Here is a 26,188-nt window from a genome sequence, read left to right on the forward strand (position 1 = left end):
TAAAAATTAATTCGGGCAATTTTAAGAAAAAAAGCTTAAAATCAGATAAAAACAAAGACCTATTTTTTAGAAATTTTATATAAATAGTTACCTAAAACTTGAAAAATTTGAACCATAATGATAAGAATAACCACGGTGTAGAGCATGATATCTGGGCGAAATCTTTGATATCCGTAGTTTATAGCGACAGATCCTAGTCCGCCGCCACCAACTGCTCCAGCCATCGCTGAAAAGCCGATATTTACGATAAGCGTTAGTGTAAAAGCCGAGATGATGCCAGGAAGCGCCTCTACAAACATCACGCGAAAGATGATCTGAAATTTCGAGCTACCAAAGCTTTGAGCAGCTTCGATGATACCTTTATCAACCTCTTTTAGCGCATTTTCAATGAGTCTTGCCACAAATGGAGCTGCTCCGATAGTTAGCGGAACGATCGCAGCTGTGGTACCGATACTTGTACCTACGATCATTTTTGTGACTGGAAATAGCACGATGATGAGGATGATAAACGGAAAGCTTCTAAGTACGTTTATAACGATATCAAGGATAAAGTAAAGCTGTTTGTTTGGCTTTAGTCCATCTTTATCTGAAAGGATGAGCAAAACCGCAGGTATAAGGCCTATGGCAAAGGCAAGTAGGGTGGAGACGATGCTCATATATAGCGTTTCGCCGATAGCTGGCAAAAGTATCCTAGAAAAAACATCTGGAAATTTAGAAAAATCAATACCAAACATCAAGCAACCTCCCATAAAACGCCACTTTGCTTGATGTAGTTAAGTACGTTTTCTTTATCTTTTTCATCTATGTTTATGACAAGCGAGCCAAGAACATTTTCGTTTAGCTTCTCAAGCTTACCCCATACTATGTTAAAGTCGATATTTAGACTTCTAGCCATGTGCGTGATCACGCTATTTTGAGCCACTTCTTTTGGAAAAAATAGCCTAATATTTGTACCAGTGCTCGGCAAAATTTCCACTTCACCCAAAAACTCTTTCATCTTATCATCTGGCTTTAAAAATAGCTCTTCAATGCTTCCAGAGCCTATTATCTTGCCGCCTTCAAGTAAAATCGCGCGTTTTGCGATCGATTTTACTACCTCCATCTCGTGCGTGACGATGACGACGCTGATGTCTAGCTCTTTGTTTATCTTTTCAAGCAATTCTAAAATTTGATTTGTCGTGTTTGGATCAAGAGCCGAAGTCGCCTCGTCGCTTAGTAAAATTTTAGGATTTAAAGCAAGCGCTCTAGCGATGGCGACACGCTGTTTTTGACCGCCGCTTAGCTCACTTGGATAGCTTTTTGCCTTGCTTTCAAGACCGACTAAATTTAAAAGCTCTCTCACTCTTTTTTCGGTTTCATCGCTTTTATAGCCCCAAAATTTAAGCGGAGTAGCGACGTTTTCAAAGACATTTTTTCTAGCCATCAAGGCAAAATGCTGAAATATCATCCCAACATCCCGCCTTAAATGTCTCTGCTGCGTCTCATCTAAATTTTTTATCTCTTTATCAAAGACTTTTAAGCTGCCACCTTGATAGCTTTCAAGCCCGTTTATGCACCTTAAAAGCGTTGATTTACCAGCGCCACTGTGTCCAACGATAGCAAAAATTTCACCCTTTTTAACCTCTAAATTTATATCAAAAAGGATCTGCGTATCACCATAAAATTTACTTAAATTTTCTATTTTTATCACTATTTTTCTCCAAGAGCTTCTAATTCTTCACATACTTTTTTAATTTTAGCCTCAGCGCTATCTAAAGCCTCTTTGTTTGCCTCTATAACTTCTTTTGGTGCATTTGCCACGAAATTTTGATTATTTAGCATGCCTGAGAGCTTAGCTATCTCTTTTTCAAGCTTCGTCTTTTGAGACTTGAGCCTTATGATAATACCGCTCATATCAAGCCCTTCAAGCGGGACAAATGCCTCTAAATTTTCGCTCACATCTCTGATAGAATTTTCTATTTTCTCATCTACAAAGCCGATCTCTTCGCATTTTGCAAGCAGCTTGATATACTCTTTTACTTCGTCTAGATCTATTTTTTCATTAAATTTAACAAAGGCTTTTGCTATCTTTGAGTTGCCAAGATCGATGGTCGCTTTTGCACGGCGAATAGCCACGATCGCTTCGATAACTAGCTCAAATTTTTTCTCAACCTCTAAATTTCTCTCTTTTATCTCTGGGTAGCTCATCACCATTATAGATTTTGCATTTTCAAGCTGTGTGCCACTAAGCTCTTGAAATAGATACTCTGAGAGAAACGGCATGAAAGGATTTATCAGTTTCATCGCCTCTTTAAATATGCTTCCAAGCTCTTTTACGCTCGCTTTGTCAGCCTTGCTAAGCTCGATGCCCCAGTCACAAAACTCATCCCAAAAGAATTTATAAAGTGTGTTTGCAGCGTCATTGAAGCGGTAAGCGTCAATATTTTCGCGCACCTCTCTCACGCACTCATTAAAGCGGCTATTCATATAAATTCCAAGCTTTGTTTGAAGCTTGATATCCTCTAAATTTGGGAATTTACCCTCATTTAGCATGAGGTATTTGTTTGCGTTATAAAGCTTGTTTGTGAAATTTCTTACTTGCTTCATCTTGGCGTCGCTTAGCTTGATATCGCGTCCTTGAACGGCTAGAAGTGTTAGCGTAAAGCGCAATATATCGGCGCTATATTCATTTATGCTATCAAGCGGATCGATGACGTTACCAAGACTCTTGCTCATCTTTCTGCCGAATTCATCCTTTACAAGTGCATGCAGGTAGATGTCGTCAAATGGCAACTTACCAAGGGCATTTTCACCCTGAAACATCATCCTAGCAACCCAGAAAAATAATATATCAAAGCCAGTTATAAGAAGGTTGTTTGGATAAAACTCAGCCAAATCGCCTTCAAACCATTTTTCATTTTTTAGCTCATTTTCATTACCCCAACCAAGCGTACTAAATGGCCAAAGACCAGAGCTAAACCACGTATCTAGCACGTCTGGATCTTGGTGGATGTTTTTACTTTTACACTTTTTGCACTCGCACGGCTCACCCTCGTCAGCCCACATATGACCGCAATCATCGCAGTAAAATACTGGAATTTGGTGTCCCCACCAAAGCTGGCGTGAGATACACCAGTCTCTTAACTCTCTCATCCATGCGTTAAAGCTGTTTATCCAGTGCGGCGGATAAAATTTAGCAAGGCCTTCTGATACTTTTTGTATCGCTTCGTCTGCGATCTCTTTTTTGACAAACCACTGCTTTGAGATGTATGGCTCGACGACGTTTTTGCAGCGGTAGCAGTAGCCTACTTGGTTTTCGTAGTCTTCTATCTTTTCGACATTGCCAAGTTTTTCAAGCTCGGCCACGACGATATCTCTAGCCTCAAGCCTCTCAAGACCTGCAAATTTATCGCACTTGTCGTTTAAAATACCTTTTTCATCAAATACAGTGATAAACTCAAGGTCATGCCTTTTGCCAACCTCGTAGTCGTTTTGATCGTGCGCAGGAGTGACCTTAACAAGGCCCGTTCCAAACTCCATATCGACGTGCTCGTCTGCGATGATCTCGATCTCTCTATTTATGATAGGTAGCACCACCTTTTTGCCGATTAAATTTTTATAGCGCTCGTCGTTTGGATTTACCATTACGGCAGTGTCACCAAAGTAGGTTTCTGGACGAGTTGTTGCAACAACAACAAATTCACTTGGCTTATCTGCGAAGTAGTATCTCAAATGATAAAGTTTGCCTTTGTTCTCCTTGTGTTCGACCTCGATATCAGAAAGCGCCCCATCATGCGTACACCAGTTTATCATATAGTTTTTCTGAACGATCAGTCCTTTGTCGTATAAATTTACAAAGGCTTTTTTTACAGCTTTTCTTAAACCCTCATCCATAGTAAATCTCTGGCGAGACCAAGCCGGAGTGATGCCAAGCTTGCGCATCTGATGGACGATCATGCCGCCGCTTTTCTCCTTCCACTCCCACACTTTTTCTACAAATTTCTCGCGTCCAAGCTCTTCTTTTTTGATGCCTTGAGCTAAAAGCTGCTTTTCAACGACATTTTGAGTGGCGATACCAGCGTGGTCAAGTCCTGGCTGCCAAAGCGTCTTGTAGCCGTCCATTCTCTTGTAACGAGTCATGATGTCTTGGAGCGTGAAGGTTAGGGCGTGTCCGATGTGAAGCGAGCCAGTCACATTTGGAGGTGGCATCATAATGCAAAATTTACGTCCATCTTTTTGGATATCTTTGTTCGCGTCTATCTCGAAGTACCCGCGTTCTTCCCAAATTTTATAAAATTTATCTTCTATCTCTTTTGCATTGTAAAATTCTGCCACTTTTGTCTCCTCAGTTTCGTTTAAAAAATGCTTAATGTTATCTAAAATTTGTTTAAAAAAATCTTTGCAAAAGTGGGAAATATGGGCTTGGGGCGTTTACCGCCCCGGAGTTTAAATAGCCTATTTGACGTTAAAGCTTCGCTGAGCTAGGTCGTAGTCGTTTTGTCTTTCGTTGTACATATTTTCAGTTGTGACTGCACCAAGTGAGCATTTGCCACCAAGTCTTACACGATAAGGTGTGTAAAACACAGCCTCTCTCTTGTCACTATCTAGTGCATAAAAGCTTAAAACGCGATCATCTTTTATGCTCTGATATTCAAGCTCAATGCTATCTTTAAGGCTCTTATTAAAGCCACTTAAATTTTCATTTATCGGCTCAAAGCAGCTACTTACTATCTCGTTTATTACGCCATTTTTAACCATAGCTTTAGAATTTATCACTATTTTTGAATAGATAACATCATTTACTCTTAGGCTGTCAAGACCTAGCTCTTTGCCTTTTTCATCGACAAACGTTCTATAAATATCAAGCTCTTTTGGCTCTATTTTGTGTTTGATCTCAAGTGGCACATAAGCGTAGCTTAATATAGTTGCATATAACTTGTTTTCGCCAAGTGGTGTAATGGTGAAATTTCCATCCTTTGTTGTAAAAGATACGCCTAAAAGGCCATCAAATTCTTTACTTGAACCGTTGTAGGAAAGCTTAAATTTATTGTTTTTCTCGCCACTATCTTTGCCAAAGTAGGCATTTAGCGCTCTAAGTGTAAAAGCGCGCTCCTGCGTTGAGCTAAGCTCATTTAAATTTGTTATCAAGAAATTTGCAAGATCATCTGAGTAGTCGTTTTTCTCAAAATATTTTGCGTGCAGATACAAGATAAATGCATTGTCTCTCATCTTTGAGCCAAAGCTAGAATAATCCCTGCTGTAATCAGCTATCTGAGCTTTTTTAATATCTTTTAGCGCCACTTTTGCTTCGTCATTTAAGCCGTTTAGTTTTAAAGCTGCTGCCATTAGATATTTATTAAGCGCGGTTGTATTGTAAGCTTGGTGATCATAAATTTTATTTAGCACCGATTTATCAGCAACATTTGCGCGGGAGCTTACATAAATAGCATATAGGGCTTCAATATCTGTGTTTGTATATTTTAAGAGCGAATTTAATGCTCTTTGCTTTACATTTTTATTTAGCTCATATCCAGCCTCTTCAAGATCAAGCAACACATCAGTTGCATAGATCGAAGCAAATGCATTTGTGCTACCTAGATCGCTCCAGTAACCAAAGCTACCATCTGGTTTTTGCATCTTAATTAGCTCGCTCATTCCGCTTGTAATAAACCTCTTTTGATCATTTTTTTCAAGCTCATCTTTTGGCTTTAAATTTAAAAGCGCAAGTAATCTTGAGCTCCTTTGCTCCGCACATCCGTAAGGGTACTCGACTAAATTTTTAGAAGCTGCTAATAGCACGCTTGAGACTGAGCTTGACGCATCTATACTAACATTGTGAAAGCCTTTTGGAAGAGAGATCATGCTCTCTTTGTCAAAGACGCTACTTTTTGCATAGGTGCTTATCGTATAAGGATTAACTACATCAAGTAAATTTTGAGCAGTTTTTGAGCTATTTTTGTCACTTATTGTTATATTGTATTCGCCAGCTCCAGCTTCAAGAGCTGAAATTTTAAATGTAAAGGCTTTATTTTCAAGCGGCTTTAAATTTACATTTTCTTTTGTTTTGATGTTTAAATTTTTACTGCTAGCCACTTTTATGGTTAAATTTTTATCCTCATTTGTTGTGTTTATGAGCCTTAAGTTTGCATTTAGCTCATCGCCTTTTAACAGATAAACTAACACACTTGGCTTAATAATCACATCATCTTTTACTAAAATTTCTTTATTTACCGCATTCATGCTATTTTCATTATTTGCCACGACATCTACTCTAATGGCAGAGTTAAAGCCATTTGGCGTTTTAAACTCGTATAAAATTTCACCATTATCGTCAGCTTGAAGGCTTACTAAATTTGCGTATGTTTTTATATTTTTGCTATCGACCGGGCTAGCATGTTTTGCCATTTTTGCCTCCATAGCAAGTGCTGCCATATCGCCACCAAAGCTTAAAGTTTTGCCCTCAACTTTATAGTTTGTGAGCATATTATAAATGTCATAGTCAAAAACGCCATCTGGTAAAATTTTGTCAAAAAATTTAAGTGGGTCGGCTGGCTTTTGTGACGTTATATCAAGCACGCCAACATCTGTGATAAATAAATTAACATAAGCTTTTGGCTTTGTTTTTAGCGAAATTTTTATATTTTCATCGCTTTTTGCTGTATTTGGTGCATCAACGCTTAGATCAAGTATCCTTGATGACTTATCAGCCTTAGCATAAACCTTGCCATAAGTCCTAAACGGAGTTAATCCACCATCTGTCATGCGGTAGATATTTGCACTCACGTAAAGTCCGCTAAAATCAAAGTCAAGTTTAAATTTCACATTTGCTGAGTTGTTTTTTATCTTAACAACTTTGTAAGCTTTCACGCCACCATCTTCAAGTGTAACAAGGGCGATACCTTCTTTTATAGCTGAGCTTATATCAGCACTTAGTTCATCGCCTTTTTTGTAGATATTTTTATTTAGTTTGATTTGAGATTTGCTAAGCTCTTTTGTAGGCGCTAGAGTCGAGTAGTTGTAGCCACTTACGTCCATATCAAGGCTTGTGCTTGCTCCACTTACTAGATTTGTAGCGATGATCACATATGAGCCACTTTGTGTAAATTTATAGCTAAACTCGCCATTGTCTTTATAAAAATTATCCACATCTTCTAGCGTTTGAAACCACTTTATATAGCCATTTGCATCTCTTTGGTATTGCCAAGTAACACGTTTTATATCAAATTTTAAATTTGATTTTACGGCCTTTTGACTTGACATATCTACTACAACCGTTCTTATTTTTACATCTTCGTTTGGCTCAGCAAATGTCGTGCTTGCTGCGATACCGACCATATCTTTGTAAGGATAGAGCGTAAAGCTTTTTGTATCGCTTACGTTTTTGCCATCATCATTTACATTAAAATTTATCACGCCTGTTATGATAGAAGAGGCATTTTTAGTGCTAAAGCTAAGATCTATCATTTGGCTTGATTTACCATCTTTTGAAAGAGTGAGATCGTTTTCAAAAGATGGATAAGCGCTCGGCTTTAGCGTATTGTTTTTAAATTTATACTCTTTAAACTCGCTATTTTTATATTCATCATCAAAAAAGCTAACCTGCATGCTGCCATCAAGCTCGCTAGCAGCGCCACCAAAGAGATAGTTACTAGCTAGATTTGCTCTAATAAGCTCATTTGCGAAAAATTTATCCCTCTCAAGCGTTATCTCATTTTTTATCCTATTTGGTATAAAACTCTCAACAAAAAATGGCACATTTGAGATCACTTTGCTTGCATAAATTACTTGCATATTAAATCTACCGCTAAGATCGCTTAGTATCTCTTTTTCAAAATTTACCATGCCAACGTCATTTGTATTTTTTGAAATTTCAGCACTACTTTTGCCTTGTGGATCGAAAAATTTTATCTTTATAGGCATATTTTTTAAAGGATTAAAATCTCTATCCCTTAGATAGATTGCACCCTTTAAACTCTCATTTGGTCTTATGATATTTGAAGCAAAATGAACGTACGCATCGATACTCTCACTGGCATTTTGGCTCATAAAATTCGCTTCATTTAGCGCTTCATCTTCTTTTAAAATAAGAAAATTTTGCTCTTTTCCAAGAGAGACAACTACTGAAGAGATATCTTTGTAAATATCTTTTTTGTTAAATTTAAAAACGCCTATATCATTTGTCGCACCAACTGCGATCTCTTCGTTTTTCTTGCCATAAATTTTCACATTTGCATTTGGCAGCATTGTATTTTCGCCAAGACGATTTGCAAATACGAAAATTTCATCCTTGCCAAGCTTTGCATTTACGGCGATATCGCTTAGATAGACAACCTTTGAGACGCTCTTATCTTTGCCGTAGTTTAAATTGATCTTATAAACGCCGTCTCCAGCTCCGGCAAAGTCGAGTTTGATTTTATTTAGCGAAATTTCATTTAATGCGCCATCAAGCTTATAACTTTTGCTTGCTACTTTTGTGCTGAAATTGCTTAACTCTTCGTTATTGTCATTAAAATTTAAGAAATATCTAAAATTTTGATCGCTTAGCTTTTCAATGCTTACATTTAGCTCAGGCAAATTTGCACTTCTGATACCGATTTCGCCAACACTTGAGATATATGGCTCATTATTTATAAAATTTGCAAATGGAGTGAAATTGCCAGCTACTACTTCATAGCTACTTTCTTCTCTTACTACATTTCTATCGTCGCCAAAACCGGGCTTAATGGTGATTTCATAACTATTTTGTGGCTTAAAATCGTCACTTGTAATATCAATGTAGTAATAATACTCGCTAAGCTCTGAGTTTTCTTCATAGTTGTCACTATATTTAACGTCACTAATGCTAAAGTTTTTTACACCTTTAATGTTTATAAATTTTTTTAAGTTAATGTCGTCATCAAGCCAATTTTTTAGATAAATTCTAAAGCCCAAGATACCATTATCAAGGCTCACTGGATAAATTTCTGGTATCTCAAGACTCTTTGCATTATCATTTATATTTACGCTTTCTTCGCTTATTTCATCGGCAAAATTTACTATCGTTTCACCTGAAAGCGTTGCACCAAATTTGCTCTCAAATTTTTCACCAAAATCAAAAACTGGATTGCTTAAATTTTTATCAAGATTAAGCTCAAAGCTATTGTTAGAAAGCTCAATTGCTTTAAATTTTGCATCTTTTACGGCAATATTTTTGATAGCTTCAATATTTACTTCATCATTAAATTTAAGTATATATTTGCTATCACTTATTTTTTCTATCTTTGTTAGCTCAAATTCTTTCGTGGCAAAACTAGCAGTGCTTCCATTTTCAAGCTTGCAGCTATAATCCAAACCAGCATGCATATCTTTTGTAAAAAGCAGCAAGCTTTGATTATTAAATCTAACCGTACCATTTAATGCTGGTTGGCACAAAAGTAGCTTTTTATCGCTTAGCATACCAACAAAATTTTTATCTACTTTATCTTCTAGTCCAAACTCTACGCTTAGGGACGATTTTATCTGCGCAGCGCCATTTAGGCTCAAAGCATATAAATTTGTCATTCCCAAAAGTGCTAGAAGTGCTACTTTTTGCCACATTTTATCTCCTTATTTTTATTGTTATTTCACTTTGATTTGAGTTTTGATCAAGGCATTTTATATTGTGCTCGCCAAGAGTTAGATCAAACTTTTTTTCGCTTGCATTTTCTATCTTAGAAAAGTTCAAATCATCTATTTTTAGGTAAATTTCATCGCCTAAAAACGCGTAGCATTTTACCATAACTTGTGTAATATTTTCATCTGTCACTATCTCTTCATTGTCATACGGATAGGCAAAAACTGGCTTTTTATCTTTAAAAATTTCAGCACAAGGGCTTTTTTGTATCTCATCTTTATCCAAAAGCTCATTTTTAACCAAAAAATCAAGCTCTTCGCCTCTTAAACTTTCACATTTATCCTTTAAATCTACACCCTTTATCCTATCATCAAGCGCCATTTTTTTACACTTTTCATAGTTAAAGGCATCGAGGCAGGTTGGTAGCTTTTCTATGCCATCTGGCTCACTCATAAATCTTAATTTCTCTTTTTGAGCGATTATCTTAAACATATCAAAAAGACTCTTTGATACGTCATTTAGTCCTGTTAATTTATCAGTTTTGCTGGCATTAAAATTTCCAATCCAAATAGCAATTGTGTAATTTTCATCAACGCCTATGGCATAAAGATCACGTGAGTTTGCGCTTGTACCAGTTTTAAAGGCTATTTTAGGCGTATTTTGGGCGTACTGCCAAGCATTTTTTAGATATGATCTTGAGGCTTCGCTCATCATTTTAGCAGTGAGGTAGGCACTTTGAGGTGAAATAAGAGTTAAGTTTTTGTCTAAATTTTTATAGTTTTTGCCTGCAAACTCAAGTGGCATAAAAATGCCACCATTTGCATATATAGTATATAGATGTGCAAGTTCTAGTAAACTCATCTCAGCGCTGCCAAGCGTTATAGAAGCTCCATAATACTCTTTATCTTCATCTACTAAATTTACCTTTTCAAGTAGTTCGTAAAGCGAATTGTCTTTTAGTTTTAAGTTTAAATTTATAACTGGGATATTTAGGCTAAAATTTAGAGCATCTTTCGCACTTACGATACCTAAAAAATCATTACTAAAATTTTTTGGAGCATACTCTTTTATATAAATTTGAATGTCTATTAACTGCGAATTTGGCGTAATGAGGCCACTATCAAGAGCAAGCGAATAAATAAAAGGCTTTAGCGTACTGCCGGTGTTTCGCTTCATATTTAGAGCTGAGTTCTTGCCGTCACGCGCATGCTCATCATGTGAGCCTATAAAGGCAACAACACTCATTTTTTTATTATCAATGACCACGGCTGCTGCGTTGTTTGCATTTTTAGCCTTTAGCGAAAACATCGTATCTTTTAAAATTTTAAGCATATCTTTTTGTAAATTTAGATCCAAGCTCGCCTTTGAAATTTGGTTTTTAAAAGCGACATTTGCATAATCTTCTGCAGTTACGATAGCTTTTGCTCTTACATTTTTAAATGGCTCAGCCTGCGCTCTTTTAAAAGCACTTAGATCTATCAACTTTGCCTTGTAAAGCATCTTTATGACTCTGTTTTTTAGAGCATTTATGTTTGAAACGCGGTCCAGTCTATTTTTATTTGGATTTTTAGGGATCGTGCTTAAAAGTGCGGCCTGAGCGTAGCTAAGCTCGTTTAGCTCCTTGCCAAAGTAAAAAAAACTAGCCGCCTTTGCACCCTCGATATTGCCGCCATATGGGGCTAAATTTAGATAAAAATTTAAAATTTCATCCTTGCTAAAGTGAAGCTCGAGCTGAAATGCTCTAAAAATTTCTTTTATCTTATTTTTATAGCTCCTATCACTTGGCTCAAGCATTCTTGCCACTTGCATCGTGATAGTGCTAGCGCCTATGCGGTTGTCACTTCTTAGGTTGTGGAAAAATGCTCTAAAAATGGAGGCAAAATTTACGCCAAAATGGTAGTAAAAGTACCTATCTTCAAAGAGAACGACGCATTGTTTTAGCGAGTTTGGGAAGCTTTGCTCGTGAAATCTCCAAATTCCATCGCTACTAAGCTTCATATTTATGATCTCGCCATTTTTATCAAGCAAAATTTTGGCTTCGTCTTTTTTAAGCGCGTCTAAATTTAGTGGATAAATTTGATCAAATATCAAAAAAATAGCGACCACTAAAGCCAAAAATAGGGCAATAAATTTTAGAAATTTAAACTTTTTCATCCGCGTGATTATAGCTGTTAAAGTTTAAGTAGCTATAATTAGCCCTTTTTAAAAAAGAGGAAGACATGCCCTTATCTAGGTTAAACAAAGAACAATACACCGCCGCAACTGCGCCATTTGGACACAATCTCATCATTGCTTCAGCTGGCACTGGCAAGACTAGCACTATAGTGGCACGCATAGCTCATCTACTAAATTTAGGCGTTGCGCCAGATAAAATTTTACTACTTACATTTACAAATAAGGCCGCAAGCGAGATGATAGAGCGACTAAATAGATACTTTGACAAATCAGTCACCTCTAAAATCACCGCAGGCACCTTCCACTCAGTCTCGTTTTCACTTTTAAAAAGCCTTGATAAAGGCGTCACGCTAAAGCAACCAAGCGAGCTAAAGACGCTTTTAAAAAGTCTTGTTGAGAGACGAAAATTTTACCATTTAAGCGACGTCAAACCTTATGGCGGAGCTTATCTATACGACCTTTACTCGCTCTTTCAAAACAGCGAGCAGGGCACTACTTTTGGCAAATGGATAAGCGATAAGAGTGAAGAGCAGGGCGTTTATGCTGAAATTTATGAAGATGTGCTAGAAGAGTTTGAGGCTGAAAAGGCTAAATTTGCCTACGCTGATTTTAACGATCTGCTCATAAAAATACGCGACGAGCTAAAAAAGGGTGCAAATTTAGCTTATGATGAAATTTTGATTGATGAGTATCAAGACACAAATACACTTCAAGGTAGCCTCATAGACGCATTTGCGACGAAGAGCCTATTTTGCGTGGGCGATTTTGACCAGAGCATTTACGCATTTAACGGCGCAAATATCGAGATCATTGGCTCGTTTAAAGATCGCTTCCCAAACGCAAATATCTACGCTTTAAATGTAAACTATCGCTCAAGCTCAAGCATACTTGCCCTTGCAAATAAAGTCATCAACAATAACCCAAGGCTTTATGAAAAGCACCTAACCGTAAGCCGCGAGGGAAATTTCAAGCCTCCAAGACTGCTTGTTTATAACGAGCTTTTTGATCAGTATCAAAACATCGCTGATATCATCTCGCTTTCGCCATTTAACAGAGAAAACATCGCCATCATCTTTAGAAACAACTCATCAGCTGACGGCATCGAGGTCGCGCTAAAAGAGCGAGGCATCAGCTCAAAGCGAAAGGGTGGAGTGAGCTTTTTTGAGAGCCGTGAGATCAAGGCGCTCATCGACATAATGGGAATTTATGTCAATCCAAAAGATATAATGGCATTTATCCACATCTGCGAATACGCAAAGGGTGTTGGTAGCGCAGTTAGCAAAGAAATTTTTGATGCACTACTTAAGCTTGGGCATGGAAATTTGATAAAAGGGATAGTTGAGCCAGACGAGAGTGCAAATATCTCATCAAATAAAAGGCGAAACTACCAGCTGGGACTTTTTGACGACCTTGACGAATTTGCCGAGGTTTCAAGGTTTTCTAAGCTTGGCTTTAGCGATAAATTCCTAGGCCATCCAGTGCTAAAACTACAAAAGCTAAGCGAGAGTGGGGCGCAGTTTTTATATGAAATTTACAACTTTTTAAGAGGCATGAGAAATATCTCAAAGCCAGCCACGATGATAAATGAGATAAAAACTAGCAAAATTTACTCGCTAATCGTCGAAAACATCAGCACAAAAAGGGCAACTCTAAAAAATGGCAACGTCGATCTAGCTCTAAAAGAAGAGGTCAAAGAGCGCATAATGGCAAAGAGCGTGGTGCTAAGCGAGCTAGCTAAAAAATATCAAGACATCAGTAAATTTTACAACTTCTTAGCCCTTGGAAGCAACGAAATGAGCGAAGGGCAGGGCGTTAGCTTGCTTAGCGTGCATGCGAGCAAGGGGCTTGAGTTTGACCAAGTCTTTATCGTCGATCTCGCGCAAAACCGCTTTCCAAATTTAAAACTAATGAGCATGGGTGGCAGCCTAGAAGAGGAGAGGCGACTCTTTTACGTAGCAGTGACCAGAGCAAAAGATGAGCTATATCTAAGTTATGCAAAATACGACAAGATAAAGAAGGTGAATTATCAGCCAAGTAGGTTTTTGATAGAGGCTGGCATGGCAAAAGAGGAAGTTTAAAGAGAATTTTAATCTTATTAAGTAAAATTGACTAATTTTTTACAAAGAGAAGCAATGAAAAAATCTAAAATTTTAATAATCCTGCTTATTTTAGGCGTCGGTGGATACTTTATCTATGATAAATTTTTTAAGATAAAAGATGAAAAGGTGGAGTTTATCACCAAAAAGGCAAAGAAAGGTTCATTTAGCAAAAAAGTCGATGCGACTGGAGAAATTTTCGCTACCGAGCTAGTTGATGTGGGTGCGCAGGTGAGCGGCCAGATAAAAAAGCTCTACGTTAAGCTTGGAGATCAGGTCAAAAAGGGCGATATGATCGCAAGTATCGATAGCTCGACCCAGCAAAATAACATCGATAATAAAGAGGCGCAACTAGCTATCTACAAAGCTCAGCTTGAAAGCGCAAAAGTGGCTCTAAATATCGCTAAAACGCAGTTTGATAGAGAAAATGCACTCTTTGCTAAAAACGCCACTTCAAAGCAAGAATTTGAAAGCGCAAAAAACACTTTTAGCTCAAATAGTGCCAAGATAAAGGAGCTCGAGGCTCAGATCAAGCAGACAAATATCGAGCTAAGCACCGCTAAGATAAATTTAGGCTACACAAAGATCACCGCTCCAAGAGATGGCATAATAGTAAGCGTGCAGGTCGAAGAGGGACAAACCGTAAATGCCAATCAAACTACGCCAACCATCGTAAAGATCGCAGATCTTGCCTATGTCAAGATGAAGATGCAAATAGCCGAGGGCGACATCACAAAGATAAAAGTTGGCACGCCAGTTGAATACTCGATCCTCTCTGAGCCAACGAAAAAATTTCAAACGACGGTTAGCTCAATCGACCCTGGCTTAACGACATTAAGCGATGGTAGCTACGGCTCTAGCAGTAGTAGCAAATCCACAAGCTCAAGCACTTCAAGCAACTCAGCTGTTTATTATTATGCTCAAAGCATAGTTGAAAATAAAGATAAAATTTTAAGAATAGGCATGACAACACAAAATGAGCTTTTAATAGCAAATGTAAAGGACGCTATCATCGTACCAAGCATCGGCATCAAAAAAGATGAAAACGGCACTTTTGTCTATATTTTAAAAGACGGCAAAGCGGTAAAAACAGCGGTCAAAACTGGCATAAAAGACAACCTTGATACGCAGATCATTAGCGGCGTGAAAGATGGCGACGAGATCATCACATCACAAGGCTCAGCAAGCGAGATAGCCAAGATGATCGAAAAAGAAAATAAGAAGTTTTAAGTGATAAGCCTAAAAAATATCACAAAAAGCTTTAAGCTTGGCGATAATGAGATAGAAATTCTTCATGGCATAAATTTAGAGATAAAAAAGGGCGAATTTATAGCCATTATCGGTCAGTCTGGCTCTGGCAAATCAACGCTTATGAATATCCTTGGCTGCTTAGATAGCCCAAGTGGCGGACAGTACTTGCTAGATGGCAAAGATATATCAAAATTTGATAGTGACGCACTTGCTAAGCTTAGACGAGATAAATTTGGCTTTATCTTTCAAAGATATAACCTTCTTAGCACAATGAATGCTCTTGAAAACGTCGCACTTCCAAGCATTTACGCAGGGGCAAATAAGAGCGACCGAGAAAAAAGAGGAATGGAGATTTTAGACTCTCTTGGCCTTAGCGAAAAGGCTAAAAATTTACCAAATAAACTCTCAGGCGGACAGCAGCAAAGGGTCTCCATAGCAAGGGCGCTGATGAATGGTGGCGAGATCATCTTGGCTGATGAGCCAACAGGCGCGCTTGATAGCAAAAGTGGTCTAAGAGTGATGGAAATTTTAGTGGATCTTTACAAAAAAGGTCACACCATCATCATCGTCACGCACGACCCAAAGATCGCCGAGTACGCGAGTAGAGTGATCGAGATAAAAGATGGCAACATCGTAAGTGATAATATAAAAAATAGTGAAATTTTTGAGGCCACAAAGCAAACTCAGCCAGAAAAAAGTAAATTTACCTACTATAAAGATCAGCTAATTGAAAGCTTTAAAATGTCGGTAAATGCGATGCTAGCTCATAAATTAAGATCGCTTCTTACTATGCTTGGCATTATAATTGGCATCACGGCGGTCATTAGCGTCGTAGCTCTTGGCAAAGGCTCACAGGAGCAAATTTTAGCTGGCATTAGAAAGATCGGCACAAATACGATCGATATAATGCCAGGAAAAGGCTTTGGCGATATGCTCTCAGGCAGGGTAAAAACGCTCTCTATAAGTGACGCAAATATGCTCTCAAAGCAGTCGTTTCTTGACTCAGTCACTCCAAATACAAGTACTTCAGGCGTACTAACATATGAAAATATCTCCTTAACAGCGACACTAAAAGGCGGTGGAGTAGGGAGCTTTGACGTAAATGGACTAAAGCTAGAAGAGGGTAGAATTTATGATGATGACGAGGTTTTAAACTCTGATTCAGTTGCTCTAATCGATCAAAACACCAAAAATAGTATCTTTAAAAATGATGACCCTATCGGCAAGATCATACTTTTTAACAAAAAGCCGCTCCGTATTATCGGCGTTTTGCAAAAGGATGATTTTAAGATGGGCGACGCCAGCACGCTTAAAATTTACGCCCCTTACACGACTGTGCTAAACAAGGTCACAGGGGATAAATTTATAAGCTCGATCACAGCTAAAGTAAATGAAGGTGTCAATGCGCAAATCGCCGAAAAGAGTATAAGCGAGCTTTTAGAGATCAAGCACGGCAAAAAGGACTTTTTTACAAGAAACTCAGACAGCATAAAGCAAACGATCGAAGAGACCATCTCAACCATGCGCCTTCTCATCTCAAGTATCGCCGTCGTCTCGCTCGTAGTTGGGGGCATAGGCGTCATGAACATCATGCTAGTCTCAGTCACCGAGCGCACCAAAGAGATAGGCATAAAAATGGCGATCGGAGCCAGACAGAGCAACATCTTGCAGCAGTTTTTGATAGAGGCGGTGCTACTTTGCCTTATCGGCGGAGCCATCGGCATAGGATTTTCTTACGCGATCGGCTACATATTTAATAACTTTTTAGATGGCTTTAGCATGATCTTTTCAAATGGCTCGATCATACTTGCACTTGTTACGTCGATGGCTATTGGCATCATCTTTGGCTACATGCCTGCCAAAAATGCCTCAAAACTAAACCCAATAGATGCGCTTTCAAGGGAGTAATATGAAATTTCTTAGCCTAGCTTTAGTGCTCGTTTTAAGCGGCTGCGCTGTTAAAAATATAGATGAAAATTACAAGCAAATTTTACTTGAAGATAACGCTAGCAGGGAGTTAAATTTAAACACTTCTTGGTGGAAAGAGTATCATCAAAGCTACCTTGATGAGCTTGTAGAACTTGCGCTTAAAAACAATACCGACCTTACAAAAGCAGCAATAAATGTAAATAAAGCACTCGCTCAAGCTGGTATTTTGGAGGCAAATCTTATCCCAAACTTTAACGCTGGTTTCGAGGCTGGAAGTAGTAAAAATATAAAAGAGGGTGGTGCTTCTAGTAGAAATTTTAGCTCAAATATAGGGCTTAGCTACGAGCTTGATCTTTGGCAAAAGCTAGCAAATAGCAAAGACGCAGCGATGTTTGAGACAAAAGCAACTAAATTTGATCTGGAAGCTAGCAAACTAAGCGTGATAAACTCTGTGGCAGACGCGTATTTTCAGATATTATATCTAAATGAGAGCATTAAAACTTATAAGCAAATTTTAGAAATTTATAATGAACTAAATGAGATAGTTAGGTTTAAATTTGAGCTTGGCAAAGAGGAGGCGCTAAGCTTAAAACAGATAAACTCACAGCTTTTAAGCGCTCAAAACAAGATAGAAAATGCCAAAAAAGAGCTAGTCGTAGCCAAGAAAATGCTTAGGATTTTGCTAAATGAGAGGCCGGATTTTGAGCTTAAATTTGAGGGCCTCACGCTAAGTCCTGTAAAAAAAGTGGGCGTTGATCTAGATGTGCCAACAAGTGCCATAGCAAACCGCCCTGATATAAGAGCGGCCATTTACCGCATAGAAGAGGGCATCCTAAACTATAAAGCTAGTCAAAAAGATTTTTATCCAAGCATCACGCTAGGAGCTAGCCTAAAAAGTAGTACCAACAAAAAAGAGGAAGCGTTTAGCCTTAAATTCCTAAATGGCAACATAGCTTTAAATTTACCATTTTTAAACTACCACAAACTAAAGTCAAATTTAAAGGTCAGCGAGGCAAATTTTGAGCTTGCAAAACTAAACTACATAAGCACTCTAAATAGTGCATTAAACGAGATAGACGCATTTTACAAAGGCTACTTAAACGACGAAGCACTACTTACAAACTACCGAGAGCAGATAAAAAACTACGAGGAAATTTCAAAAATTTACGAGCTAAAATACTCTTATGGCAAGATTGAGTTAAAGCAGTTTTTGGAGGCAAAAAATAGCGAGCTAGAAGCCAAAATAGGGCTATTAAAGGCAAAATATACTCTCTTACAAGACGAGCTAAATATCTACAAAGCCATGGCTGGTAAATTTAATAGGTAAATTTCTTAGTTTGGAGCTATGAGACAAACGAGTTTAGCGCAGATAAAACTAAAACAAGCAAAAAAAGTTGTGAAATTTCTCTCATTTATGAGAAGATATGCTAGAAATTTTAGACTCACCAATCTTTATACTAAAGAATATACACTGAATGTCCGTATATTCTTTCTTTAGTTAAATTTAAAAAATAGGTTAGCTAAATTTCTTTCTACCACAATCGCTTAAATTTCTTAAACTACAACAAAAAAATCTATTATTTTTTTTAAAAAAATTGTAAATTTTTAACTGATTTTTTTACAAATATTTTTTTACATCAAATTTAATGGATAAATTAAATCATACAAAAGATAAAATCCAAAATAAGCCTATAAATCAATATTTAAATTTATTTAAAAGAAAAAACAAGAAAATTAAAATAATAATTTGAAAATTATAGTTTTCAATACAAATATATAAAAAAGCTTGTATTTTACCCTTTAACATATTCATATAAGTATTATGCTTTTAAAATTATCTTTTTAAAATGAAAGTCGTATTTGTTTTTTTGAAAACTTACAAGTAAGTTTTCAAAATTAAAATTTTTATAAGATTGTAGATTTTAAGCCAAAAGCTCTTTTGCGATCATGCTTATGCGTTTTGCCTCAGCACTCGCTCCGATTTCATCTTTTGCCATTTTCATCACAGCACCAAGGTTTTTACCAGTTTTTTGGATGATAGTCTCGATCTTTGCCTTTAGCTCCTCATCGCTTAGTTGCGCTGGTAAATATGTCTTAATCAGCTCAATCTCACCCTGCTCTTTTTTAGCCAAATCCTCTCTAGCACCTTTTATATAAAGTTCAACCGAGTCAGCCCTCTTTTTGATCTCCCTTTGAAGTAGCGGAAGTACCACTTCATCAGTCATTTCAATCCTTTGATCGACTTCAACTTGCTTAAGTGCTGCATTTAGCGTTCTTAAAGTATCTCTTTTAAACTCATCTTTTGCCTTCATAGCCTCTTTTATGTCAGCTAAAATTTGCCCTCTTATGCTCATTTTCTCTCCTTTAAATTTTTGAAATATTAACTAAAAATTTGTGATAATTTCTTGAAATTTTCCTTGCAGATAGGTCACCCCAACACCCTCTCTAAGCCCATCATCTATCACTATAAATTTCGCTTTTTGCCCTATTAGTAGCTCTTTTAAGAGCAGTGTCCCAGCTATGAGCGGATACTTTCTACTTCTTCCAACCACCACGTCAGCGCTCTTATCGTCCATCTTTAAGAGCTCATTTACAAACCAAGCAAGATCGTCGTTTTTAAGCTCAAATCCGCTTACTTTTTTTGGATCATAGTTCTCGTAGTTAAGTCCAAGTCGTAGCGCTGCGATAGTAGTTGGTACACCGGAAGTCAGTACGATAAATTTATTTTTTAAGCTATTTAAAAATTCTCTTGCATCTTTTGTATAAAATTTTGCATTTTCTTGCATTAAATCAAGTGTTTTAAATTTTTCAAAAAATGTAATAATGCCAAATTTAAAGCTCATAAAATTTCCATCTTCGCCGATCTCTGAGCTTGCTCCACCAATGTCAATGACGCTAAAATTTTCATTGATTCCAAGCTTTTTAAAAGCATTTTGAACACCCAAAAATGTAAGCTTTGCTTCTACTTTACCACTGATGATATGAAAATTTATGCCAAATTTCTCTCTTATCTCGCTAAAAATTTCCTCGCTATTTGACGCTACCCTAAAAGCCTCAGTCGCGACTGCTATGCATGTAAATTTATCAAAATCAAATTTATTTTTAGCCTCTGCTATCGCCTTAAAGAGCCTATTTTTGGACTCATCTGCTATCTTGCCACTTTCATTTAGCCTTCTAGCAGCTCCTACTATCTTTTCATAAATTTGCTCATTACTAAAACCATTTTGCTCTTTTTTGACAAGCGCTACGCGAAATGTGTTTGAGCCAAGATCGATCGCTATAACCAAAATTTATCCTTAAAAATTTTTGCAGATTCTAACATATGATAATTTAGTATCATTTAAAGTTGAAAAATTCTAAAAACTTTAATATTTTTCAAGATATAATCCATATCAAAAACCTTATAAGGGGGCTTGATTGCTTCGAGATAACTTATTGGCATTTGTTATTTTCGCAATTTGTAGCGTTGGATTTTTCGTTTGGGGCTATCAATACATCCCGACAAATAACTACTTTTTATTCTTGATCGCCAGCATGTTTGGTCTTTTTATGGCCTTTAATATCGGTGGAAATGACGTTGCAAACAGCTTTGGCACAAGCGTTGGCGCTAAGACTCTTACGCTTAAGCAAGCTCTCATCATTGCAGCCATTTTTGAGCTTAGCGGTGCTATATTTGCAGGATCAGAGGTTACAAATACGATTAGAAACGAGATCGTGAAATTTCCAAGCGATCTAAATCCGATGAAATTTGTCATCATCATGATCTCAGCCCTTCTTAGCTCAGGCCTTTGGCTATTTTACGCATCCAAAAAAGGTCTACCAGTCTCGACCACCCACTCGATCGTTGGCGGCATCGTTGGTGCAGGACTTGCTATGGGCTTTATGATAAAAGATCCAGAACCATTTAGCATGGTCTCATGGGGTGAGATTGGCAGGATTGCCGTAAGTTGGGTTATCTCACCACTGCTTGGAGGTGTGATGTCTTACATTATATTTGGCTACGTAAAAAGTAAGATTATTGAGCCAACACATGAACTTAAAATGAATCTAAAAGCTCTAAAAGCTGAGCGAAAAGCTTATAAAGAAAGCTTTATAAAGGCACTAAAAACGAAGCCGGCTGAGGAGCAAATAGCTACTCTTTCAAAGATCGCAGTTATCGATGAGGACGAGATCGAAACCACTGAATACAGCGAGTACCGTTCAAAAATTCGCATTATGAAAGATGGTGAAAAAGAGATAGACACTTTTAAGGCAATGAAAAAACATATCCCAATCATCGCTGGATTTGCCGCAATGGTGATCTCATCGATGATGCTTTTTAAAGGGCTTGAGCATATAAATTTAGCCTTTAGCATCATCCAAACTATCTGGATTATCTTTGTTATCGGAGCTCTAGCATATCTTGCAAGCCTTGCTATCATAAACGTCATGAGTAAAAACGATAGCGAAAAGAGCATCAATAGAATTTTTTCATGGTTTCAAATTTTTACAGCTTCATCTTTTGCGTTTTCACACGGCGCAAACGACATCGCAAATGCAGTTGGACCATTTGCAGCTGTACTTGACGTGCTAAAAACTGGCTCTATAAACGAAAGCTCACCGATACCTAGCATCGCAATGGTAACCTTTGGTATCTCACTTGTCGTTGGACTTTGGTTTTTAGGTAAAGAGGTGATCACTACCATCGGCTCAAAACTAGCTGAAATTTTGCCTACAACTGGTTTTAGTGCCGAGCTTGCGTCAAGTATCGTCATACTTCTAGCCACAAAGCTTGGCATACCAGTTAGCTCAACTCATATCCTAATAGGCGCAGTTTTAGGCATCGGCATCGTAAATAAAAATGCAAACTGGAAAATGGTAAGACCAATCATTCTTGCTTGGCTCATCACGCTCCCAGCAGCTGCTATCTCATCAGCTATATTTTATTTTGCCCTTGCTAAATTTTTAGGCGTTTAGTCATATTTTTAAGTAGCAAAAACCGCCCTATTTTTTAGATATTTTTTGTATAAATTTTATATGAGAGCTTGGCAAGTTGATCCAACCTGCCAAGTAAATTTGAAGTTATTTTTTCTTAATGATGATCTTCTCGCCATCGCTATCAATGGTGATCTCATCGCCACTTTCAAGCCCATCTTTTAAGATCATATCAGCGATCTTATCTTCAACTAGCTCATAAAGCGCTCTTCTAAGAGGCCTTGCACCATAAACTATGTCAAAGCCAGCTTTTGCGATAAATTTCTTAGCCTCTTCGCTCAAAATTGCCTTGATACCGCGGTTATGAAGAGTTTTTTCAAGCTCTTTAAACATGATCTCAACGATAGAGATTAGGCCTTGCTCATTTAGAGGATTAAAAATGATAGTATCATCAAGCCTATTTAAAAACTCAGGTTTAAAGTAGTTTTTAAGCTCGTTTTTAACAGCCACATCACGATCTTCGCCCTTTAGCTCCATTATGAAATTTGAAGCGATGTTTGAAGTTAAAATGATGATAGTATTTTTAAAATCAACCGTTACACCCTTGTTATCAGTAGCGCGTCCATCATCTAAAATCCCCAAAAGTATGTTAAACACATCCTTATGTGCCTTTTCAACCTCGTCAAAAAGTATGACTGAGTAAGGTCTTCTACGAACTGCCTCTGTTAGCTGACCACCCTCATCGTATCCTACATATCCTGGAGGCGCACCAAGTAGCCTGCTCACGCTGTGTTTTTCCATATATTCGCTCATATCAAAGCGGATAAGTGCCTTCTCATCGTCAAATAAAAACTTGGCCAAAGCCTTAGCAGACTGAGTTTTACCAACGCCTGTTGGTCCAAGAAATAAAAACGAACCAATCGGCCTTTGACCCTCATTTAGCCCTGCTTTGTTTCTCTTAACAGCACGTGCAAGTGCGTGTAGTGCGTCATCTTGACCGACAACACTCTCTCTTAGATGCTCTTCAATGCGCAGATATTTCTCTTTTTCGCTTGTTAGCATCTTTTTAACTGAAATTCCAGTCCATTTGCTCAAAATTTCAGCCACAAGCTCTTCATCAACTTGATTTTTAAGAAGCACGCCCTCTTTTTTCATGCTCTCCCATTTTTCTTCAAGCTCGTGTTTGTGCTTTTTAGCGTCAGCTATCTTGCCGTATTCTATCTCGGCAGCCTTTTGAAGATCGCCATTTCTTTTAGCTATCTCAGCTTGTGATTTTAAGCTATCGATCTCTTTTGTAGCTTTTGAAATTCCGCCGAAAACTGCCTTTTCATTTTCAAATTTAGTATCAAGCGCTAGCTTTTTCTCGTTCAGGTCAGCTATCTCTTTTTCGATCTCGCCAAGTCTTTCTTTGTTTTTATCAGCATTCTCCATCTTTAGAGCTTCTTTTTCTACTTGAAGTGTTACGATCTCGCGTTTTATCTTTGAAAGCTCGTATGGCTCGCTCTCTATTTGCATCTTAAGCTCAGCTGCTGCCTCATCTATAAGGTCGATCGCCTTATCTGGCAAGAAGCGGTTTGCGATGTAGCGGTCACTTAACCTTGCTGCGGCAACTAGCGCACTATCTGTTATCGTGATGCCGTGATGAACTTCAAGGCGCTCTTTTATGCCACGTAAAATTTGAAGTGCCTCATTTACGCTTGGCTCTTTGACGTCTATTGGCTGGAAGCGCCTTTGAAGTGCCGCATCTTTTTCAAAGTACTTTCTATACTCTTTTAATGTCGTCGCACCAACAGCGTGAAGCTCGCCACGTGCAAGAGCTGGTTTTAGGATATTTGCAGCGTCCATTCCGCCCTCGCTCGCACCAGCTCCTACTATGGTGTGAATCTCATCTATAAAAAGTATGATATTACCAGCTTTTTTGACCTCGTCGATGACAGCTTTTAGCCTGTCTTCAAACTCACCCCTATACTTTGCGCCAGCTACAACTGCGCTCATATCAAGCGCGATGACACGCTTGTTTGCAAGACTTGTTGGCACATCGCGAGCCACTATCTTTTGAGCTAGCCCCTCAACGATGGCAGTTTTACCAACACCTGGCTCACCAAGCAAGATAGGGTTGTTTTTGCTCTTTCTTATTAAAATTTGCATCATCCTAGTGATCTCTTCATCGCGGCCGATGACTGGATCAAGCTCTTTATTTAGGGCTTTTTGCGTTAGATCGATACCAAATTTCTCTAAGCTATCAAGGGTATCATCGCCAGTTTGGCTATCTATCTTTTTACCGCCTCTTATGCTTTCAAGGTTCTTTTTAATCTCTAAGATGTCGCAAAATTTGCTTAAAATTTGTTTGATCTCACTAAGCTCAAGAGCCGAGATGATCCATGTATCAACAGCTATGTAGCTATCGCCCATACTTACCATCAAAGCTTTTGCGTTTTCAAGCGAATTTATAAGCTCTCTTGAAACCGAAACGTTATCTTTTGTGACATTTGAGCTACTTGGAAGTGAAGAAATTTTACTTTTTACTTCAAGCTCGACAGCATCTTTACTTACATTCATTTTATTAAACACTTGGTTTAAAATGGAATTGCTATCTGCAAGCAAAGCCCAAAAAATATGAAGCGGAACAACTTGCGGATTTTTAGAAAATATCGCTAAACTAATACCTTTTTCAAGAGTTTCTTGCATCTGAGCTGTTAAATTTTCTGTTATATCAGCCATTAAATCTCCTTGGATTATTTTATATGGTCGCCATTATATAACTTTAGTCTTATATTGTCAAGTATTTTTATAATGCTTGTCACTCTTTTTATTTAATTGCTAAAATTCGCTGTTATAAATTTGTATCAAAAACTATTTAAAAGCAAAAATATAAGCTTAAATTTATACTTTTTTTAGCCAAAAGCTAATAGAATTGAGCCAAAAAATATAGGAGATAGTTTGAATAAATTTACTAGATCTTTTGCGCTAAAAATAACAGGCGCCTTACTCATCTCAAGCGTAGCAGTAAATGCACTTTTTGCTAAAACTGAAGATGAGGCGAGTGCAAAACTTGAAGCACTTTCAAAACTTACAAAAACCATCTCAACTGTTGAAAAATACTACGTTGATGACATTAAATTTAAAGAGATAATTGACAAAGCCATCGCTGGTTTGATGCAAAATTTAGATGCTCACTCAAGCTTTTTAAATGAAAAAGCATATAAAGATATGCAGGTGCAAACAAGCGGCGAATTTGGCGGACTTGGCATAACAGTTGGCATGAAAGATAGCGCACTAACCGTTATCTCGCCTATCGAGGACACTCCAGCTGATAAAGCAGGCATAAAAGCAGGCGATATCATTTTAAGGATCGATGGCAACTCGACTATCGGCACAACGATAGATGAAGCCGTAAATAAGATGCGCGGCAAGCCAAAAACTCCAATAACTATCACAATTTTGCGAAAAGGCGAGCAAAAGCCATTTGACGCAAAGATCATAAGAGATCTTATAAAGGTTGAGTCTGTCTATGCAAAAATGATAGAAAACGATAACATCCTTTATATACGCGTCACAAATTTTGACAAAAACGTCGTTACAAAGGTAAAAGATGCTATCAAAGAGCATCCAAAAGCAAATGGCATCATACTTGATCTTAGAAACAACCCTGGTGGTCTTTTAAATCAAGCTGTCGATCTAGTGGATCTTTTCGTAGATAATGGCATCATAGTATCTCAAAAAGGTCGTGATGCATCTGAAAATGTAGAGTATAAAGCAAGTGCTAGCAAAACCTTATCAAAACTCCCACTTGTTGTCCTTGTAAATGGCGGAAGCGCAAGTGCTAGCGAGATAGTAAGTGGCTCACTGCAAGATCACAAGCGTGCGGTGATAATTGGCGAAAACACATTTGGTAAAGGCAGCGTTCAGGTAATCTTGCCAATAGACGACACTGAAGCGCTAAGACTAACCATTGCAAGATACTACTTGCCAAGTGGCAGAACTATCCAAGCAGTTGGCGTAACGCCTGATGTAATAGTACATCCAGGCAAAGTGCCACAAAGCGATGATAGTGCATTTAGCATCAAAGAGAGCGAACTAAAAGCACACCTAAAGAGCGAACTAAACAAGATAAATCCAACAAGTGAAGGCAATAAAACTGAAGCAAAAGATGATAAAAACATAATCACACAGAAAAAAGTCGATGAGGATATTCAGTTAAAAACAGCGATTGATACGATCAAAATTTTAAAGATAAAACAACAATAATCTA

At 37.8% G+C, this 26,188-nt stretch carries 14 protein-coding genes; 6 read left to right on the forward strand and 8 right to left on the reverse strand.

Features of this window, described 5'->3' with window-relative positions; genetic code table 11:
* Positions 1 to 59: 59 nt before the first annotated feature.
* The 5 genes from CVT15_RS04725 to pbpC all read right to left on the reverse strand — a co-directional run bounded on the left by CVT15_RS04725 (position 60) and on the right by pbpC (position 11,725).
* On the reverse strand, positions 60 to 734 hold the full coding sequence (locus CVT15_RS04725) for a methionine ABC transporter permease (RefSeq protein WP_087585899.1): 675 nt from the start codon (positions 732 to 734) through the stop codon (positions 60 to 62).
* Positions 734 to 1,690, reverse strand: a complete 957-nt coding sequence (locus tag CVT15_RS04730) for a methionine ABC transporter ATP-binding protein (protein ID WP_103577400.1) — start codon at positions 1,688 to 1,690, stop codon at positions 734 to 736. Before CVT15_RS04730 ends, CVT15_RS04725 begins: the two co-directional genes overlap by 1 nt.
* A complete protein-coding gene (locus CVT15_RS04735; protein WP_103577401.1) occupies positions 1,690 to 4,314 on the reverse strand; it encodes a valine--tRNA ligase in 2,625 nt (874 codons plus the stop codon). Before CVT15_RS04735 ends, CVT15_RS04730 begins: the two co-directional genes overlap by 1 nt.
* Positions 4,315 to 4,434: 120 nt before the next feature.
* A complete protein-coding gene (locus CVT15_RS04740) occupies positions 4,435 to 9,555 on the reverse strand; it encodes an alpha-2-macroglobulin family protein (RefSeq protein WP_103577402.1) in 5,121 nt (1,706 codons plus the stop codon).
* A gap of 1 nt (position 9,556) precedes the next feature.
* A complete protein-coding gene (gene pbpC, locus CVT15_RS04745) occupies positions 9,557 to 11,725 on the reverse strand; it encodes a penicillin-binding protein 1C (protein WP_103577403.1) in 2,169 nt (722 codons plus the stop codon).
* Between the two features lie 65 nt (positions 11,726 to 11,790).
* Between pbpC and CVT15_RS04750 the strand changes: the two genes are divergently transcribed.
* Genes CVT15_RS04750 through CVT15_RS04765 form a run of 4 tightly spaced genes read left to right on the forward strand, consistent with a single transcriptional unit; the run spans position 11,791 to position 18,349 of the window.
* Positions 11,791 to 13,824, forward strand: a complete 2,034-nt coding sequence (locus CVT15_RS04750) for an ATP-dependent helicase (protein ID WP_103577404.1) — start codon at positions 11,791 to 11,793, stop codon at positions 13,822 to 13,824.
* 54 nt (positions 13,825 to 13,878) lie between these two features.
* The gene (locus tag CVT15_RS04755) at positions 13,879 to 15,072 is read left to right on the forward strand and encodes an efflux RND transporter periplasmic adaptor subunit (protein ID WP_103577405.1); all 1,194 of its coding nucleotides are present in this window, start codon (positions 13,879 to 13,881) and stop codon (positions 15,070 to 15,072) included.
* Complete coding sequence (locus CVT15_RS04760) at positions 15,073 to 17,001, forward strand: MacB family efflux pump subunit (RefSeq protein WP_103577406.1); 1,929 nt, start codon at positions 15,073 to 15,075, stop codon at positions 16,999 to 17,001.
* 1 nt (position 17,002) lies between these two features.
* Positions 17,003 to 18,349, forward strand: a complete 1,347-nt coding sequence (locus tag CVT15_RS04765; RefSeq protein WP_103577407.1) for a TolC family protein — start codon at positions 17,003 to 17,005, stop codon at positions 18,347 to 18,349.
* Positions 18,350 to 18,944: 595 nt separating this feature from the next.
* Here the strand turns inward: CVT15_RS04765 and CVT15_RS04770 are convergent.
* Positions 18,945 to 19,376 carry a GatB/YqeY domain-containing protein gene (locus CVT15_RS04770; protein WP_103577024.1) on the reverse strand — a complete coding sequence of 144 codons (432 nt, stop codon included), beginning with the start codon at positions 19,374 to 19,376 and terminating at the stop codon, positions 18,945 to 18,947.
* Positions 19,377 to 19,406: 30 nt separating this feature from the next.
* Positions 19,407 to 20,309 (reverse strand): disulfide bond formation protein DsbA, encoded by a 903-nt coding sequence (locus CVT15_RS04775; RefSeq protein ID WP_107898137.1) that lies wholly within the window; start codon positions 20,307 to 20,309, stop codon positions 19,407 to 19,409.
* 130 nt (positions 20,310 to 20,439) lie between these two features.
* On the opposite strand from CVT15_RS04775, the gene CVT15_RS04780 reads away from it, so the two are divergent.
* Complete coding sequence (locus CVT15_RS04780) at positions 20,440 to 21,978, forward strand: inorganic phosphate transporter (protein ID WP_103577206.1); 1,539 nt, start codon at positions 20,440 to 20,442, stop codon at positions 21,976 to 21,978.
* Positions 21,979 to 22,083: 105 nt separating this feature from the next.
* Here CVT15_RS04780 and CVT15_RS04785 read toward each other — a convergent pair whose 3' ends face one another.
* Positions 22,084 to 24,657 carry an ATP-dependent Clp protease ATP-binding subunit gene (locus CVT15_RS04785; protein ID WP_103577205.1) on the reverse strand — a complete coding sequence of 858 codons (2,574 nt, stop codon included), beginning with the start codon at positions 24,655 to 24,657 and terminating at the stop codon, positions 22,084 to 22,086.
* 252 nt (positions 24,658 to 24,909) lie between these two features.
* On the opposite strand from CVT15_RS04785, the gene CVT15_RS04790 reads away from it, so the two are divergent.
* Positions 24,910 to 26,184: a S41 family peptidase gene (locus CVT15_RS04790; RefSeq protein ID WP_230853987.1), complete on the forward strand. Its 1,275-nt coding sequence runs from the start codon at positions 24,910 to 24,912 to the stop codon at positions 26,182 to 26,184.
* Positions 26,185 to 26,188 lie beyond the last annotated feature (4 nt).

Source organism: Campylobacter concisus, assembly GCF_003048595.2.
GTDB classification, from domain to species: domain Bacteria; phylum Campylobacterota; class Campylobacteria; order Campylobacterales; family Campylobacteraceae; genus Campylobacter_A; species Campylobacter_A concisus_L.